This is a genomic window from Acidovorax sp. FW305-C-20-28 (genome assembly GCF_058783375.1).
Genome location: NZ_JBYSYM010000039.1, coordinates 44,518 through 60,126, shown reverse-complemented (window position 1 = coordinate 60,126; position 15,609 = coordinate 44,518). Strand labels below are relative to the sequence as shown.

Sequence of the window (15,609 nt, the reverse complement as noted above, 5' to 3'; positions counted from 1 at the left end):
CTTGTCAGCGCAGCCTTAGATTGTATACCGAGAATTCAGCGACTTTTCTAAAACTTCGAAAGTTTTTTCAAACCTTCCTCTTCAACCACCCGAAACCCCTAACAAGGACCTCCGTGCAGCGAAGCCCTCGACTATAGCACCACTTTGATGGCCTCGCAGGGAAAACCCGAAGAATTTGCACATCGAAGGCTGTGCACCTGCAAGCGCCTCGCGATTCACCAAGAAGAAAGAGGGCTTGCGCCCTCTTTCTTCTTGCGGCCTGCCGGCCCGGGGGGTGCGTGTCAAACGCGCCACTTCTCCAGCAGCTTGGCGGGGCTCAGGCTGTCATAGCCTTCAAAGGGCTGGTGGATCCAGGGGTTGGTGGGCAGGAACTCAACCGAGTAGTCGGGCGTGAACGTCGACATGGCCTTGGTCCAGATGACGGCACTGCGCAGTTCAGTGATGGGTGCGTAGTTGGTCTTGAGCATGTCGATCACGGCATGCAGGGTGTGGCCCGAGTCGGCCAGGTCGTCGACCAGCAGCACCCGGCCGGCGATCTCGCCCTTGGGAGTGGTGATGAAGCGCGCGATGTCCAGGTGGCCCTGCACGGTGCCGGCTTCGGCACGGTAGGAGCTGGTGGACATGATGGCCAGGGGCTTGTCGAAGATGCGGCTCAGGATGTCGCCGGGGCGCAGGCCACCGCGCGCCAGGCACAGGATGGTGTCGAACTCCCAGTTCGACTGGTGCACCTTGAGTGCCAGCTTTTCGATCAGGCTGTGGTACTCGTCATAACTGACATACAGGTGTTTGCCGTCTTCGGTCAACATGGGCGGGGCTCCTGGATTGGTGGCTTATGGACAAGAGGATCACACGGCAGCAGCGCCAGAGCAAGCCCTCATCGCGATATAGAGGAAATACGAAAAGAAAGCATTCTGCTGCCCGACCTTGGATCGGCCGGGGCAGCAGCGGCAAGGCGGTGCGTCAGCCAGCCGCGTAGGGGTGGCGCATCATGATGGTGTGGTCACGGTCCGGGCTGGTGGAGATCACGTCGATCGGCACGCCGGTCACTTCCGCAATGCGCTCCAGGTAGCGGCGTGCCGCTTCGGGCAGCTTGGCGTAGTCGGTCACGCCCACGGTGGAATCGCTCCAGCCGGGCAGGGTTTCATAGATGGGGGTGCAGCGGGCGATGTCGTCCGCGCCCATGGGCAGCAGGTCGATCTTTTCACCGTCGAGTTCGTAGCCGGTGCACAGCAGCAGCTCGGTCAGGCCGTCGAGCACGTCGAGCTTGGTGATGCACAGGCCCGACAGGCCGTTGACCTGGGCGCTGCGCTTGAGCAACGCGGCATCGAACCAGCCGCAGCGGCGGCTGCGGCCGGTGGTCACGCCCTTCTCGGCACCCACGGTGCTCATGTGGTAGCCGGGCGTGCCGGGCACTTCCCAGTCGAGCTCCGTCGGGAACGGGCCACCGCCCACGCGCGTGCAGTAGGCCTTGGTGATGCCCAGGATGTAGTGCAGCATGCCCGGGCCCACGCCCGAGCCGGCGGCGGCGTTGCCGGCCACGCAGTTGCTGGAGGTCACATAGGGGTAGGTGCCGTGGTCCACGTCGAGCAAGGTGCCCTGCGCGCCTTCGAACAGCAGGTTGGCGCCGGCCTGGTGGGCCTCGTTCAACTCGCGCGAGACGTCGGCCATCATGGGCTTGAGCAGCTCGGCATGGCGCATGGCTTCGGCGTAGACCACGTCGAACTGCACCTTGCCATCCTGGATGTAGGGCTTGAGCGCATCGCCGAAGACGAACTTGGCCGAGCCCAGGTAGCTGGTGAGCACATGGTTGTGCAGGTCCAGCAGCTCGCGCAGCTTGGTGGCAAAGCGCTCGGGGTACTTGAGGTCCTGCACGCGCAGCGCACGGCGGGCGATCTTGTCTTCGTACGCGGGGCCGATGCCGCGGCCGGTGGTGCCGATCTTCTCGGTACCGCCCTGCTCGCGCGCGGCTTCGCGGGCCACGTCGATGGCAGCATGGAAGGGCAGGATCAGCGGGCAGGCCTCGCTGATGCGCAGGCGCGAGCGCACTTCCACGCCGGCCTTCTCCAGGCCCTCGATTTCCTCGAAGAGCTTGGCGGCCGACAGCACCACGCCGTTGCCGATGTAGCACTTGACGCCCGGGCGCATGATGCCGCTGGGGATCAGGTGCAGCGCGGTCTTCACACCATTGATGACCAGGGTGTGGCCGGCATTGTGACCCCCTTGGAACCGGACCACGCCCTGCGCGCTCTCCGTGAGCCAGTCGACCAGCTTGCCCTTGCCTTCGTCACCCCACTGGGTTCCGACCACCACTACGTTGCGACCTTTGGTTGCTTTCATCTCAGACCCAATTCTCAATTGCAATTAACTCGATCAAACAGCCTGCACGACCCACTGGCCCGCAATCTGCACCAGCTCTCGGTCACAGTGGAACTCATCGACTTCGCTCCCATGCCCAGGCAGAACACACACCACCGTCTCGCCCTGGCGGCGCAGCTCGGCAATGGCGGCATTCACGTCGCTCGCTTCGCCCCAGGGCGCGCGGATGGCGGCCTTGAGGGCGCGCGGGGACACCACGCTCACCAGTTGCTTGATGTCCAAGCTGAAGCCGGCCGCAGGCCGGTTGCGGCCGAACACGGCACCCACCTCGTCGTAGCGGCCGCCACGCACCAGCGCGTCGCTGGCGCCCTTGCCATAGATGGCAAAGCGCGTGCCGCTGTAGTAGGCGTAGCCGCGCAGGTCGGCCAGGTCGAAGGTGACCACGGCTCCATCCAGGCGCGATGCCAGCCATTTCAGGTGCGACAGCACTTCGGACACGCCGGCGATGTGCTTCAAGGTCTTGTCGGCTTCGGCCAGCACCGATTCGTCGCCATAGAGCTGCAGCAGCGCCAGCAGGCCCTCGCGCGAAGCGGCGGGGAAATCGCGGGTGAGCGAGGCCAGCTCGCTCGCATCCTTGGCCGCCAGTGCCGCATGGATGCGGCTGAGCAGCGGCGCGTCCACCGCCACGCCGGCCAACAGGCGGCGCACGATGCGCACGTCGGCCAGGTCGATGGTGGTGTCGCGCACCTCGGCCACGCGCAGGCATTCACGCGCCAGCTGCAGGGCTTCGAGGTCGGCCTCCAGCCCGGCATGGCCATAGATCTCGGCGCCGAACTGCAGCGGCTCGCGCGTGGCATGGGGGCGGTCGGGGCGGGTGTGCAGCACCGGGCCGCAGTAGCACAGGCGCGTAACCCCCTTGCGGTTGAGCAGGTGGGCGTCGATGCGCGCCACCTGGGGCGTGGTGTCGGCACGCAGGCCCATGGAGCGGCCCGACAGCTGGTCCACCAGCTTGAAGGTCTGGAGGTCCAGCGCCTCCCCGGTACCGGTCAGCAGGGATTCGAGGTGCTCCAGCAACGGCGGCATGACCAGCTCATAGCCATAGCAGCGCGCCGTGTCGAGCAGCCCGCGACGCAATTCTTCGATGTGCCGCGCTTCGGACGGCAAGACATCGGCAATGTGATCCGGCAGGACCCAAGCAGACATGGAGAAAAGGGGAGGCTGTTAAAACCGTGATTCTACCGGCACCGGCCAAGCAGCCCAAATCGGGGCCTGCCGCCAGGGAGACTGGGGCGAAAAATCCGAGGGGCCTGCCATGTCCCATGGGACGGGAGCAGCCCCCACAAAAAAGCGGCAATCCCGCTGTGCAGGATTGCCGCCATGTGCCTTGCCAGGCCGGGCGCAAGAGACTTACTTGCGCGCTGCGGGCGGCGCTGTCGGGGCTGGCGCGTTGCCGCGGAAGGCCTTGAAGAAGTCGGACGAGGACGGATCGACCACCACCACATCGCTCTTCTTGTTGAAGCTCGACTTGTAGGCCTCCAGGCTGCGGTAGAACTGCGCGAACTGCGGGTCGCGGCCAAAGGCGTCGGCATAGATGCGTGCGGCTTCCGCATCGCCCTCGCCCTTGATCTTCTGGGCATCGCGGTAGGCATTGGCAATGGCGATTTCACGCTGGCGGTCGGCATCGGCGCGGATCTTTTCGCCCTCGGCGGCTCCGGTGGAGCGCAGCTCGTTGGCCACGCGCTTGCGCTCGGCCTCCATGCGGCGGTACACCGACTCCGTGATGGCCTCGACGTAGTCGACGCGTGTGATGCGCACGTCCACCACGTCCACGCCCCAGGGCTTGGCACCGCGCACGGCCTCCAGCACCTCGCGCTTGACGTCGGCCATGAGCGCCTCGCGCTTGAGCGACAGCAGCTCCTTCACGGTGCGCTTGTTGATCTCTTCCTGGAAGGCATTGCGCACCACGCGGTTGAGCTGCATGGCGCCGGCGCTTTCGTCCAGACCCACGTTGCGGATGTACTGGGTGGGCTCGGAGATGCGCCAGCGCACGTACCAGTCGATCACCACGCGCTGCTTCTCGGCCGTCAGCATGGGTTCGGTATCGGGGCTGTCCAGCGTGAGCAGGCGCTTGTCGATGTAGGTCACGTTCTGGAACGGTGGCGGCAGCTTGAAGTTCAGGCCCGGCTCGGTGATCACTTCCTTGATCTGTCCGAGCGCGTAGAGCACGCCGAACTGGCGCTGGTCCACCACGAAGAGCATGGAGCTCATGAGTGCAAGCACCACCAGGAGGGTGGATGCGATAAATCCGACTCTGTTCACGAGCTGCTCCTAGCGGGATTCACGTTCGCGGGTGCGACTGCTGTCACGCGCCCGGGGGTCATTCGAAAAAGTGGAGGTCGGTGGCAAGGTCGGTGCCACGGTCGATGCGGCGTTGGCCGGCGGCGACTCCAGCGAGGCAGGCGTGTTGCTGCTCACGCTCTGCATGATCTTGTCCAGCGGCAGGTACAGCAGGTTGGAGCCCTGGCGCGAATCGACCAGCACCTTGGTCACGTTGCCGTAGATCTGCTGCATGCTCTCCAGGTACATGCGGTCGCGCGTGACCTGGGGCGCCTTCTGGTACTCGGCCAGCACGGACGAGAAGCGCTGCGCATCACCCTGCGCCTGCGCCACGATGCGGGCCTTGTAGGCCGCAGCCTCTTCGTTCAGGCGCGATGCCGAGCCCGCGGCACGCGGGACCACATCGTTGGCATAGGCCTGGGCATCGTTCTTGGCGCGCTCGCGCTCCTGACCGGCCTTGAGCACGTCGTCGAACGAGGCCTGCACCTGCTCGGGCGGGCGCACGCCGCCCTGCTGCAGGTTGATGCCCACGACCTCGACCCCGACCTTGTAGCGGTCCAGGATGGTCTGCATCAGCGTGCGCACGCGCGGGGCGATCTGGTCGCGCTCCTCGGCCAGGGCCGTGTCCATGCGCATCTTGCCCACCACCTCGCGCACCGCCGTCTCGGCGGCCTGCACCACGGCGTCCGAGGGGTTCTTGCTCTCGAACAGCCAGGCACGCGCATCGCTCAGGCGGTACTGCACGGCGAACTTGATCTCGACGATGTTCTCGTCTTCGGTCAGCATGGCCGACTCGCGCAGGCCCGTGCTCTTGATGATGTTGTCACGGCCCACATCGGCCGAGCGGATCTGCGTCACGAACACCAGCTCATGGCGCTCGATCGGGTACGGCAGGCGCCAGTTGAAGCCCGCGCCCACCGTGCTCTTGTACTTGCCGAACTGGGTGATCACGGCCTGCTGGCCTTCCTGCACGATGAAGAAGCCCGTGCCCATCCAGATCACGAAGACGATGCCGGCGATCAGGCCCACGCCCACGCCTGCGCTCTTCATGTCGGGTGGCTGGAAGCTGCCGTTGCCGGAGCCACCGGCCCCACGTCCGCCGCCGCCCTTGCCACCAAACAGGCCGCCAAGCTTGCGGTTGAGATCGCGCCACAGTTCATCCAGATCCGGCGGCTGGCCATTGCCCTGGCCCTTGTTGTTGGTCTCGCGCCCGCGGTTGCCTGCGGGGGGCTGCGCCGGCTGGCGGTCGTCCGGGCGGGCGCCATCGTCCGACTTGTCCTCGCCACGGCCCCAGCGGGGGTCGTTCAGGTTGAACATGCCCCGGATACGTTCTGGCAGCGAAGCCCAGCGTAGGGTGCGATTTTGGAAATTCATGCGCAAAGTCTCTGGTTCTCTGGTGGCATCGATCAAAACGGCATTGTGCCCAATCAGTCCTCTTGGGCCTGCAATGGGGCAGCTTCAGCTGGGGTCATGTCTTCCTGGGCTTCCAGCACCCGCGCGGACAGCGCGCGGCGCAGGTTGTCGAGCCCCTGTCCGGAGCGTGCGCTCACGAACAGGCGGGGCACCATCTGGCCCTCCACCTCGTACTGGTCCTCGAGCAGCGCGGGCTGCTGCCCGGCATCGAGCGCATCGAGCTTGTTGAACACCAGCAGTTGCGGGATGTCGGCCGCGCCGATCTCGTGCAGCACGCGCTGCACCTGGTCCATCTGCTCGGGGAAGTGGGGGTTGGAGGCATCGACCACATGCAGCAGCAGGTCGGCATCGACCGCCTCCTGCAGCGTGGCCTGGAAGGCATCGACCAGGCCGTGCGGCAGATCGCGGATGAAACCCACGGTATCGGACAGCGACACCGAGCGCCCCGCATCGCCCAGGTAGAGCTGGCGCGTGGTGGTGTCGAGCGTGGCGAACAGCTGGTCGGCCGCATAGGCGCGCGCCTTCACGAGCGCATTGAACAGCGTGGACTTGCCCGCGTTGGTGTAGCCCACCAGCGAGATGGTGAAGGTATCGCGCCGGTCGCGCTGGCGCCGCTGCGTGGAGCGCTGGCGCTTGACCTTGGACAGGCGCTCACGCGTGCGCTTGATGGCCTCGCCGATCATGCGGCGGTCGAGTTCGATCTGCTTTTCGCCCGGGCCGCCGCGCGCGCCGATGCCGCCGGTCTGGCGCTCCAGGTGCGACCAGCGGCGCACCAGGCGCGTGCTCAGGTACTGCAGCCGGGCGAGCTCGACCTGCAGCTTGCCCTCGTGGCTGCGGGCGCGCTGGGCGAAGATTTCGAGAATCAGGAAGGTGCGGTCGGAGACGGGCAACTCCAGGTGCCGCTCCAGATTGCGCTGCTGCGCGGGGCTGAGCGACTGGTCGAACAGCACTTCCACCGCGCCGTGCATCTGCGCCAGGGTGCGGATTTCATCGGCCTTGCCGCTGCCCACGAACAGGGCCGCATCGGGGGCCTTGCGCTTGCAGGTCAGGCGCGCAACGGGGTTGAGCCCCGCCGTCTGTGCGAGCAGGCCCAACTCTTCGAGTTCGCCGTCAAAATGGGGAAGACCGAAGTCCACCCCCACCAGCAGTACCGAAGCGCCCCCCGCGCCAGAAGATGCGGGGGTACTCAAAGCGGATGGCCTCCGCCCATGACCATCAAACCCAGGATTGAATGCTGAACCGGATGCCGCAACTCAGTTGCCGGCGCCGTCTGCATCAGGGGTTTCGGCCGTCGAGAAATTGACCGCGCGGCCCGGCACGATGGTGGAGATGGCATGCTTGTAGACCATCTGCGTGACGGTATTGCGCAGCAAGACCACATACTGGTCGAACGACTCGATCTGCCCTTGCAGCTTGATGCCGTTCACCAGGTAGATGGAAACGGGCACATGCTCCCTGCGCAGTGCGTTCAGGAAAGGATCTTGCAAAAGTTGGCCTTTATTGCTCACGATATTCTCCGTGTTCAAAAATGTTGTTGTAAACCACCACCTTACCACAGCAAAGTCGGAGTTTTGCCGCCTGGTGGCATGGCCTTTCGCCAACCCGGCCTTTCTTCACGCCGGGCCATGCTTATTCGCAGGGAATGCCCCGGGAGCGGGCCCCACAGAGGAAACAGTTGGTTACCTTAAACCACCCGCGGGGCATGCGCCGCCACCCCTGCGCATTCGAAGCCCTCTTACAAGAGCCCGCCGCGGCAGCGGGTCAGCCCTCGTCCTTGTCCACGAAGGGGTTGTGCGAGGACTTGAGTTCGATGCGCAGCGGCGTGCCCACCAGGTCGAACTCCTTGCGGAAGCGCCCTTCGAGGAAGCGCTTGTAGGCATCGGTCACGTGCTCCAGCGAATTGCCATGGATCACGATCACCGGCGGGTTCATGCCGCCCTGGTGCGCATAGCGCAGCTTGGGGCGGAACATGCCCGAGCGCTTGGGCGCCTGGAACTGCACCGCCTCCAGCAGCAGCCGGGTGAGCACAGGGGTGGACATCTTGCAGGTGGCCGCCTTGTGCGCCTGCACGATGGAGGTCCACAGCGGGCCCAGACCCTGGCGCTTCTTGGCCGAAATGAAGTGCATGGACGCGAACTTCAGAAAGGACAGCCGATTTTCGATGGAGCGCTCCAACAGCTCGCGCTGGTACTCGTCCACGGCATCCCACTTGTTCACGGCCAGCACCACGGCGCGGCCGCTTTCCAGGATATAGCCGGCGATGTGCGCGTCCTGGTCGGTCACGCCCTGTGTGGCGTCGAGCAGCAGCAGCACCACGTTGGCCGATTCGATGGCCTGCAGCGTCTTGACCACCGAGAATTTCTCGATGGCTTCGAACACCTTGCCCTTGCGGCGCAGGCCGGCCGTGTCCACCAACTCGAAGCGCTGGCCATTGCGCTCGAAGGGCACGGTGATCGCATCGCGCGTGGTGCCCGGCATGTCGAACGCGACCAGGCGCTCCTCGCCCAGCCAGGTGTTGATCAGCGTGGATTTGCCCACATTGGGACGGCCCGCCACGGCGAGCTTGATCACGCTCTTGTCGCCCGAGGCATCGTCCTCGTCGGGCTCGGGCAGGTTCAGCGGCGCCAGTGCCAGGTCCACCAGGCCACGGATGCCCTGGCCATGCGCGGCCGACACGGGAAGCACCTCACCCAGGCCCAACTCGTAGAACTCGGCCAGCTGGATGCCTTCGACCATGCCCTCGGCCTTGTTGGCCACCAGCACGCAGGGCTTGGACAGGCGGCGCAGGTAGTTGGCGATGTCATGGTCCTGCGCCGAGACACCAGCGCGCGCATCCACGACGAAGATGACCACGTCGGCCTCGGCCACGGCCTGCTGCGTCTGCTTGGCCATCTCGCGGTAGATGCCGCTGGAGGCATCGGGCTCGAAGCCCCCGGTATCGATGACGATGTACTCGTGCTTGCCCTGCTTGCCATTGCCGTAGTGGCGGTCACGCGTGAGCCCGGCGAAGTCCGCCACGATCGCGTCGCGGGACTTCGTCAGGCGGTTGAACAGCGTGGATTTACCGACATTCGGCCGCCCCACGAGGGCGATTACTGGCTTCATTGAATACGATCCATCATTCAGGTCGGTAGCCGAGCACGGCGCCATTGCGCGTGACCACAACCAACGTGTCTGCCGCCGCCACGGGACGGGCGGCGATGCCCGAACCATCGGTGGTCAGGCGGTTGAGCGGCGCACCATCGGCGCGCGAGAGCAGGTGCACCAGACCGGTGTCGTCGCCCACCACCACCGAGCGGCCCAGCAACAGGGGCGAAGTCAGCTTGCGGTGCTTGAGGCGCTCCGTGCCCCACAGGCGCGTGCCGTCGTTGCGGTTCCAGGCCACCATCGAGCCATTGCTCTCGGTGCCGAAAATGGCGTCCTTGTCGCCGTCCACGCCTTCGGCACCGGCTGCGCGCTGGGTCCAGGCCACGGAGCCGCGCGTCGTGTTGACGCAGCCCACGTTGGACTGGAAGGCACGTGCGCAAACCGAGTCCCCCACGCGGCTGGCATTGCCCACCAGGTCCACCAGGCGCTCGACATCGTTGGTGCCGCGCGAGCTGGCCAGCGGGGCCTCCCAGCGCACACTGCCGTTGTCGGGGTTCAGGCCCACCAGGCGGCCGGACAGCCCCACCACGAGGGTGTCCCCCACGGCCAGCAGCACGCCATCCTGGCGCAGCACCAGGGGCTCACCGGGGCGTGGCTGGGTCCACAGGCGCTTGCCCGTGGCCGCATCGAAGGCGATCACGGTGCGGTCGGCCGCCAGCACGAACACGCGGCCACCGGCCACCAGCGGGGCGGTGAAGACCTGCGAGGCCATGGGCTGGCGCCAGCGCTCGCGGCCGGCATCGATGGCGATCAGCGCATTGCTGCGCGCCACCACGGCCGCCAGCTTGCCATCGCTGCCCACACCGGCCGACAGCGGCTCGGCCAGGGCCAGGCGCCACACATCGCCGCCCGTGCGGGCATCGATGGCGGCGACGGTGCCGTCGGCGGAGGCCAGCATCACGGTGGAACCGCTCACCTGGACCGTGAGCGACAGGCCAGCCACCGAGCCGACCTTGCCCGTCCAGGCCTGGCGCACGCCGAGCACGGGCACATTGGCGCCCAGATCGGCTGGCACAGGTTTGGACGGACCGCCCCAGAAAGAACCGCCCGGCATGACCGAGCAACCGGCCAGTGCGGCCGCCAGGGCCAGCACGGTCAGGCCACGGGCCGGGAGCGAGAGCTTGCGCGCGCTCATTTGGCCGCCTCGGCCGCCTTGGCGGCGGCCACAGTTTCGGCTGCGGGGTTGGCACCCAGCGCATTGAGCTTGACCTCGACCAGGCGGCGGTATTCCACGTCTTCGCTCATGGCCTTGTAGGCCTTGGCGTACTGGGCCTGGGCTTCGCTGCGCTTGTCCTGCAGCATCAGGATGTCGCCCCGGTGGTCGGCAGCGACGCCATCGAAGGCCGCGGGCAGCGAGCCCGACAGCTGGGCCAGCGCTTCGTCGTACTTCTTCTGTTCGGTCAGCACGGCCGCCAGGCGCAGCTTGGCCAGGGCCTTGAAGCCGTCGTCGCCGGCGTTCGCAGCCACCCAGGCCAGCACTTCGCGCGCCTCATCGGGCTTGGCAGCCTCCACCAGGCCACGGGCCACCAGGAAACCGGCCTGTGCCGCCTGCGGCGTGCCGGCGTAGTTGGCCTTGAGATCGCCAAAGGCCTGCTCCACGCGCGCCTGGTCCTTGCCCCGGTTGGCCACATCGACCGCATCGAACAGCGCTGCCGCCTTGGTGGCCTGGCGGCTCTGCCAGTACTGGTAACCGTTCCATGCCGCCAGCGAACCGCACACCACGATCAGCACGCAGCTGATGAGGGTGCCCCACTGGTTCCAGAAATGCTTGAGCTGGTCGAGTTGTTCCTGCTCTTCGAGGTCTAATTGATTTGCCATGGAGGGTAGGTAAGGATTAACGGGTGGATTGTAGGGTGGCGGCCCAATCGGCCACCTGGGTGAGCGGCTGCTCCACCTGGGCACCGCCTGCGCCATCGCGCAACGACTTCACGGTGACGGTGCCACGGGCCAGCTCGTCGTCGCCAAACACCAAAGCATACTGCGCGCCGCTGCCGTCGGCCTTCTTGAACTGGGACTTCATGCTGCCCATGCCTTCGCCGGCCGTGGCCGCGCCATGCATCTGCACCTGCACGCCCGCGGCGCGCAGTTGCTCCAGCACACGGATGGCGGTCGGCAGGGCGCTGCGGCTGGGGATGATGGCATAGGCGTCCGGCACCAGCGCCGGCACCTCGGCGCCCTGCTCCTTGACCAGCTCGAGCACACGCTCCACGCCCAGGGCCCAGCCCACGGCAGGCGCCGGCTTGCCGCCGATCTGCTCGATCAGGTAGTCATAGCGGCCGCCACCGCAGATGGTGCCCTGCGAGCCCAGTTGCTCGGTGATGAACTCGAACACCGTGAGGTTGTAGTAGTCCATGCCGCGCACCAGGCGCGGGTTGACCGTCCAGGCCACGCCATTGGCGTCCAGGATGGCCTTGACCGCATCGAAGTGCGCCAGCGACTCGGCGCCCAGGAAGTCGATGAGACGCGGCGCCACGTTCACCAGTGCCTGCATGGCCGGGTTCTTGGTGTCCAGGATGCGCAGCGGGTTGGCGTGCAGGCGGCGGCGCGCCTCCTCGTCGAGCTGGTCGATGTTCTGCTCGAAGTAGGCGATCAGCGCCGCGCGGTGGGCCTTGCGCTCCTCGGGCTGGCCCAGGCTGTTGAGCTCCAGGCGCACGTTGGAGAGGCCGATGTCCTTCCACAGCGCATTGGCCAGCAGGATCAGCTCGGCATCCACCTCGGGCCCGCCAAAGCCCAGGGCTTCGGCGCCGATCTGGTGGAACTGGCGGTAGCGGCCGCGCTGCGGACGCTCGTGGCGGAACATGGGGCCCATGTAGTACAGGCGCTTGCCGCCCTCGTACAGCATGGAATGCTCGACCACGGCGCGCACCACGCCGGCCGTGGCCTCGGGGCGCAGCGTCAGGCGCTCGCCGTTCAAGCGGTCTTCGAAGGAGTACATCTCCTTCTCGACGATGTCGGTCACCTCGCCCAGGCCCCGCACGAACAGCGGCGTGGGCTCGACGATGGGGGTGCGCATGTTGCGGTAGGCATAGCGCGCCATCAGCTGGCGCACCTTGTCCTCCAGCCACTCCCAGCGGGCGGAGTCGGGGGGCAGGATGTCGTTCATGCCCTTGACCGCGACCAGCTTCTCGGGCTTGGCGGCGGCAGCGGCGGATACGTCTTTACTCACGGCAATGGGCTTCCAGTTGGATAGGGATACGGGAGGCGGCTCCAGGGAGGCGCCTCGCTGGGCCGGTCAGGCCCGTCGGGTGCGATTGTCGCAGGGGCGTCGGCCGCCCGGTCAGGCCAGCGCGCCGTCGGGCGTGCTGGCTGCCGCGGCGGCCACCGGATGGGTGCCGCCAAAGCGCTTTTCGATGTAGTTCTCGACCACCTGGTGGAACTCGTTGGCGATGTTCTCGCCGCGCAGGGTCATGGCCTTCTCGCCATCGATGAACACCGGTGCGGCCGGGGCCTCGCCGGTGCCGGGCAGGCTGATGCCGATGTCGGCGTGCTTGCTCTCGCCCGGGCCATTGACGATGCAGCCCATGACCGCAACCTTGAGCTTCTCCACTCCCGGATACTTCACGCGCCAGACCGGCATCTGCGCACGCAGGTAGTCGTCGATCTGCTTGGCCAGTTCCTGGAAGGTGGTGCTGGTCGTGCGGCCGCAGCCGGGGCAGGCCGTGACGCTGGGCACGAAGACGCGCAGGCCCAGCGACTGCAGGATCTCGGAGGCCACCACCACCTCTTGCGTGCGGGCTTCGCCCGGCTGGGGCGTGAGGGACACGCGGATGGTGTCGCCAATGCCCTCCTGCAGCAGGATGGACAGCGCCGTGGCCGAGGCCACCGTGCCCTTGGTGCCCATGCCGGCCTCCGTCAGGCCCAGGTGCAGCGCGTAGTCGCAGCGCTGCGCCAGGGCGCGGTACACCGAGATCAGGTCCTGCACGCCGCTGACCTTGCACGAGAGGATGATCTGATCACCGTTCAGGCCCATTTCTTCGGCGCGGCGCGCCGATTCGATGGCCGAGGTGATCAGCGCCTCGTACATCACCTGGCGTGCCTCCCAGGGCTGGGCGCGGCGGCTGTTGGCATCCATGAGTTGGGCCAGCAGTTCCTGGTCCAGGCTGCCCCAGTTCACGCCGATGCGCACGGCCTTGTCCCAGCGGATGGCAGCCTCGATCATCTGGCCGAACTGGCGGTCGCGCTTGTCGCCCTTGCCCACGTTGCCGGGGTTGATGCGGTACTTGGACAGCGCCTGCGCACAGTCCGGGTAGTCGGTCAGCAGCCGGTGGCCGTTGAAGTGGAAATCACCCACCAACGGCACGGTCTCGCCCATGCGGTCAAGCTGCTCGCGGATGTAGGGCACGGCCTGGGCCGCCTCGGGCGTGTTGACCGTGATGCGCACGAATTCGGAGCCCGCCTGGGCCAGTTCCTTGACCTGGATGGCGGTGCCGATGGCATCCACCGTGTCGGTATTGGTCATGGACTGCACGCGCACCGGCGCATCGCCCCCGACCGTGACCACGCGCGAGCCCCAGACCACACGGGCCTGGCGGGAGCGCCGGGGCGCGGGCTGGGCAATGGCCACGGGGGCCAGGTCGATCAGGGACTTGTCCACTTATTTCACCTCGAAGCGCGCGACATTCTCGCGCGAAACGGTGGTCAGCACGAAAGGCTTGCCACGCACGAACACATCGGTCACATCGGCCCGCCCGACCACCACCGCCAGGGGCAAGACCCCCGAGACCGCCACGGACTCTCCTTGCGCAAGATTCTTCTCCAGCGCAATGGTTCCCTTGGCATCACGCACCTGCACCCACGAGGCGCCGCGCGCGCTCAGGGTCAGCACACTGGACGCCGAGACGGCCACCGCCGCGTCGGAGGCCGTCGCCACAGGCGCGGCCGGGGGCGGGGTTGCGGCACTGGCAGCCGCCGCAGGCGCCGGGACGGCGGGTGCGGGCGCAGCCACCGCGACAGGCGCCGGTGCGGAGGGACTTGCCACACTGGGGGTGGAGGCCGCGACCACTGGGGGCTGCGGCTCCTGGGCCGCAACGGGTGGCGGTGCGGGCGTGTCATCCCCTGCACTGCTGCCGAACGGGTTGCGATCGGCCGGCACGAACATGATGGCCAGCGCCCCCGCCAGCAGGGCCAGCACCACCACGGTGATGGCCCAGGACTTCTTGCCTCCCGACGATGCCGGGGCGAAGGAACCATTGCCGGCGCTGGAGCTGCTGCCCTTGACCGGCGCATTGATGCCGGCGTGGCCGTCGGCCAGCCGCGGGCTCTTGCTCTGTGGCAGCAGTGCCAGGATGGGCGCCGCATCGATCTTGAGGGTGCGGCACACGCTCGAAGCCAGGGCGCGCACGAACACCGTGTCGGGCAGGGCCGCGAAGTTGTCGGCCTCCAGGGCCTCCAGCTTGGCAACCGGCACCTTCAGGGCCACGGCCAGCGCAGCGATGTGCAGCCCCGCCTCCAGCCGCGCCTCGCGCAGCAGTGCCCCTGCCGTCCGCCCCTGGGCGCCCCCTGGTGCCTCTTCTTCGTGCACCGAAACCCCTGCCACCGAATCACTCATTGAAAGCCCCACGCTGATAGGCACCCGTCTCACGCGCCTCCGGGAAACGCCTGCGCAATTGTTCACCCAACTGCCGCAGGGCGACCGTGTCGCCCAGGCCATGCTCCACCTTGATGCCCAGCCACAGCGTTTCTGCGTTCGAGAACTCGCTGTTGTTCAGGCGGCGGATGTAGAACTGCGCCCGCGTGAGCTCGTTGCGGCGCATCAGCAGATTGGACAGGTGGTAGCCCACCACCGGGTTGGAGGCATCGAGCTCATAGGCCTTGAGCAACGATTGCTCGGCTTCGGCCACCTGACCGGCTTCCACCTGGCACAGGCCGCGCGCCATCAGCGTCTTGCCACGCGCGGTATAGGCCGGGTTGGCCAGCGCCGTCACGAAGCTCTGGTCGGCCTCGGCATATTTGCGCTGCTGGCATTGCAGCCAGCCCAGGTTGTGCAGCAGATTGGGGTCATTGGCGCGCAGACCGAGTGCACGGCGAAAGCTCTCTTCCGCCTGGCCGAATTCGTTGAGCCGCAGGTAGATCAGGCCGCGCAGGTTGAAGGCATCGGAATAGGTGGGATCGGCGACCAGGGCCTGCTTGACCTCGTCCAGCGCCACCGCTGTCTGGCCGTTCTCGAAGTAGTTGGTCGCCAGCTCCAGGCGGATGCGCGCGCGGCGGCGCGCCTCGGGCTCGTCGGAGGGGGTGAACACCGCGGCATTGGCCTGGTTGGCCGACGTACCGCCGGCGCTGTTGTTCGCGCAGCCCGAAAGCCCTGCCACGCCGGCCGCCACCCCACAGGCCAAGAGCGCAAAGCGGCCCATGCGCTGCCAGCGTTCAACCAATCCCACCATGTAGAGCCTCCTTCAA

General features: G+C 66.8%; 14 protein-coding genes. All 14 read right to left on the bottom strand.

Annotated elements, in window-relative coordinates; all coding sequences use genetic code 11:
* Positions 1–281 precede the first annotated feature (281 nt).
* The gene (locus AC3WOH_RS30390; protein WP_184865961.1) at positions 282–806 is read right to left on the bottom strand and encodes a phosphoribosyltransferase; all 525 of its coding nucleotides are present in this window, start codon (positions 804–806) and stop codon (positions 282–284) included.
* Between the two features lie 154 nt (positions 807–960).
* Positions 961–2,337, bottom strand: a complete 1,377-nt coding sequence (locus AC3WOH_RS30385) for an adenylosuccinate synthase (protein ID WP_492233033.1) — start codon at positions 2,335–2,337, stop codon at positions 961–963.
* Positions 2,338–2,370: 33 nt separating this feature from the next.
* Positions 2,371–3,519: an ATP phosphoribosyltransferase regulatory subunit gene (locus AC3WOH_RS30380; protein ID WP_492233032.1), complete on the bottom strand. Its 1,149-nt coding sequence runs from the start codon at positions 3,517–3,519 to the stop codon at positions 2,371–2,373.
* Positions 3,520–3,723: 204 nt separating this feature from the next.
* On the bottom strand, positions 3,724–4,635 hold the full coding sequence (gene hflC / locus AC3WOH_RS30375; protein ID WP_492233031.1) for a protease modulator HflC: 912 nt from the start codon (positions 4,633–4,635) through the stop codon (positions 3,724–3,726).
* A gap of 9 nt (positions 4,636–4,644) precedes the next feature.
* On the bottom strand, positions 4,645–6,027 hold the full coding sequence (gene hflK, locus AC3WOH_RS30370) for an FtsH protease activity modulator HflK (protein WP_492233030.1): 1,383 nt from the start codon (positions 6,025–6,027) through the stop codon (positions 4,645–4,647).
* Between the two features lie 53 nt (positions 6,028–6,080).
* Positions 6,081–7,256, bottom strand: coding sequence for a GTPase HflX (gene hflX, locus AC3WOH_RS30365; RefSeq protein WP_184865971.1), 1,176 nt, complete (start codon positions 7,254–7,256; stop codon positions 6,081–6,083).
* Positions 7,257–7,319: 63 nt separating this feature from the next.
* On the bottom strand, positions 7,320–7,574 hold the full coding sequence (hfq, locus tag AC3WOH_RS30360) for an RNA chaperone Hfq (RefSeq protein ID WP_007848873.1): 255 nt from the start codon (positions 7,572–7,574) through the stop codon (positions 7,320–7,322).
* A gap of 253 nt (positions 7,575–7,827) precedes the next feature.
* Complete coding sequence (der, locus tag AC3WOH_RS30355) at positions 7,828–9,171, bottom strand: ribosome biogenesis GTPase Der (RefSeq protein ID WP_492233029.1); 1,344 nt, start codon at positions 9,169–9,171, stop codon at positions 7,828–7,830.
* Between the two features lie 13 nt (positions 9,172–9,184).
* Positions 9,185–10,348 (bottom strand): outer membrane protein assembly factor BamB, encoded by a 1,164-nt coding sequence (gene bamB / locus AC3WOH_RS30350; RefSeq protein ID WP_492233028.1) that lies wholly within the window; start codon positions 10,346–10,348, stop codon positions 9,185–9,187.
* Positions 10,345–11,031 (bottom strand): YfgM family protein, encoded by a 687-nt coding sequence (locus tag AC3WOH_RS30345; RefSeq protein ID WP_492233027.1) that lies wholly within the window; start codon positions 11,029–11,031, stop codon positions 10,345–10,347. Before AC3WOH_RS30345 ends, bamB begins: the two co-directional genes overlap by 4 nt.
* 16 nt (positions 11,032–11,047) lie before the next feature.
* A complete protein-coding gene (gene hisS, locus AC3WOH_RS30340; RefSeq protein WP_492233034.1) occupies positions 11,048–12,316 on the bottom strand; it encodes a histidine--tRNA ligase in 1,269 nt (422 codons plus the stop codon).
* Between the two features lie 174 nt (positions 12,317–12,490).
* Positions 12,491–13,807 (bottom strand): flavodoxin-dependent (E)-4-hydroxy-3-methylbut-2-enyl-diphosphate synthase, encoded by a 1,317-nt coding sequence (gene ispG, locus AC3WOH_RS30335; protein ID WP_492233026.1) that lies wholly within the window; start codon positions 13,805–13,807, stop codon positions 12,491–12,493.
* Positions 13,808–14,761, bottom strand: a complete 954-nt coding sequence (locus tag AC3WOH_RS30330) for a helix-turn-helix domain-containing protein (protein ID WP_492233025.1) — start codon at positions 14,759–14,761, stop codon at positions 13,808–13,810.
* Positions 14,754–15,593: a type IV pilus biogenesis/stability protein PilW gene (pilW, locus tag AC3WOH_RS30325; RefSeq protein WP_492233024.1), complete on the bottom strand. Its 840-nt coding sequence runs from the start codon at positions 15,591–15,593 to the stop codon at positions 14,754–14,756. Before pilW ends, AC3WOH_RS30330 begins: the two co-directional genes overlap by 8 nt.
* Between the last annotated feature and the right edge of the window lie 16 nt (positions 15,594–15,609).

Bases quoted from the DNA above. Each gene is read 5' to 3' on its own strand.
- AC3WOH_RS30390 (WP_184865961.1), bottom strand. From the start codon at position 806: ATGTTGACCGAAGACGGCAAACACCTGTATGTCAGTTATGACGAGTAC.
- hisS (WP_492233034.1), bottom strand. From the start codon at position 12,316: ATGAACGACATCCTGCCCCCCGACTCCGCCCGCTGGGAGTGGCTGGAG.
- bamB (WP_492233028.1), bottom strand. From the start codon at position 10,348: ATGAGCGCGCGCAAGCTCTCGCTCCCGGCCCGTGGCCTGACCGTGCTG.
- AC3WOH_RS30345 (WP_492233027.1), bottom strand. From the start codon at position 11,031: ATGGCAAATCAATTAGACCTCGAAGAGCAGGAACAACTCGACCAGCTC.
- hflK (WP_492233030.1), bottom strand. From the start codon at position 6,027: ATGAATTTCCAAAATCGCACCCTACGCTGGGCTTCGCTGCCAGAACGT.
- AC3WOH_RS30380 (WP_492233032.1), bottom strand. From the start codon at position 3,519: ATGTCTGCTTGGGTCCTGCCGGATCACATTGCCGATGTCTTGCCGTCC.
- pilW (WP_492233024.1), bottom strand. From the start codon at position 15,593: ATGGTGGGATTGGTTGAACGCTGGCAGCGCATGGGCCGCTTTGCGCTC.
- der (WP_492233029.1), bottom strand. From the start codon at position 9,171: ATGAAGCCAGTAATCGCCCTCGTGGGGCGGCCGAATGTCGGTAAATCC.
- AC3WOH_RS30330 (WP_492233025.1), bottom strand. From the start codon at position 14,761: ATGAGTGATTCGGTGGCAGGGGTTTCGGTGCACGAAGAAGAGGCACCA.
- AC3WOH_RS30385 (WP_492233033.1), bottom strand. From the start codon at position 2,337: ATGAAAGCAACCAAAGGTCGCAACGTAGTGGTGGTCGGAACCCAGTGG.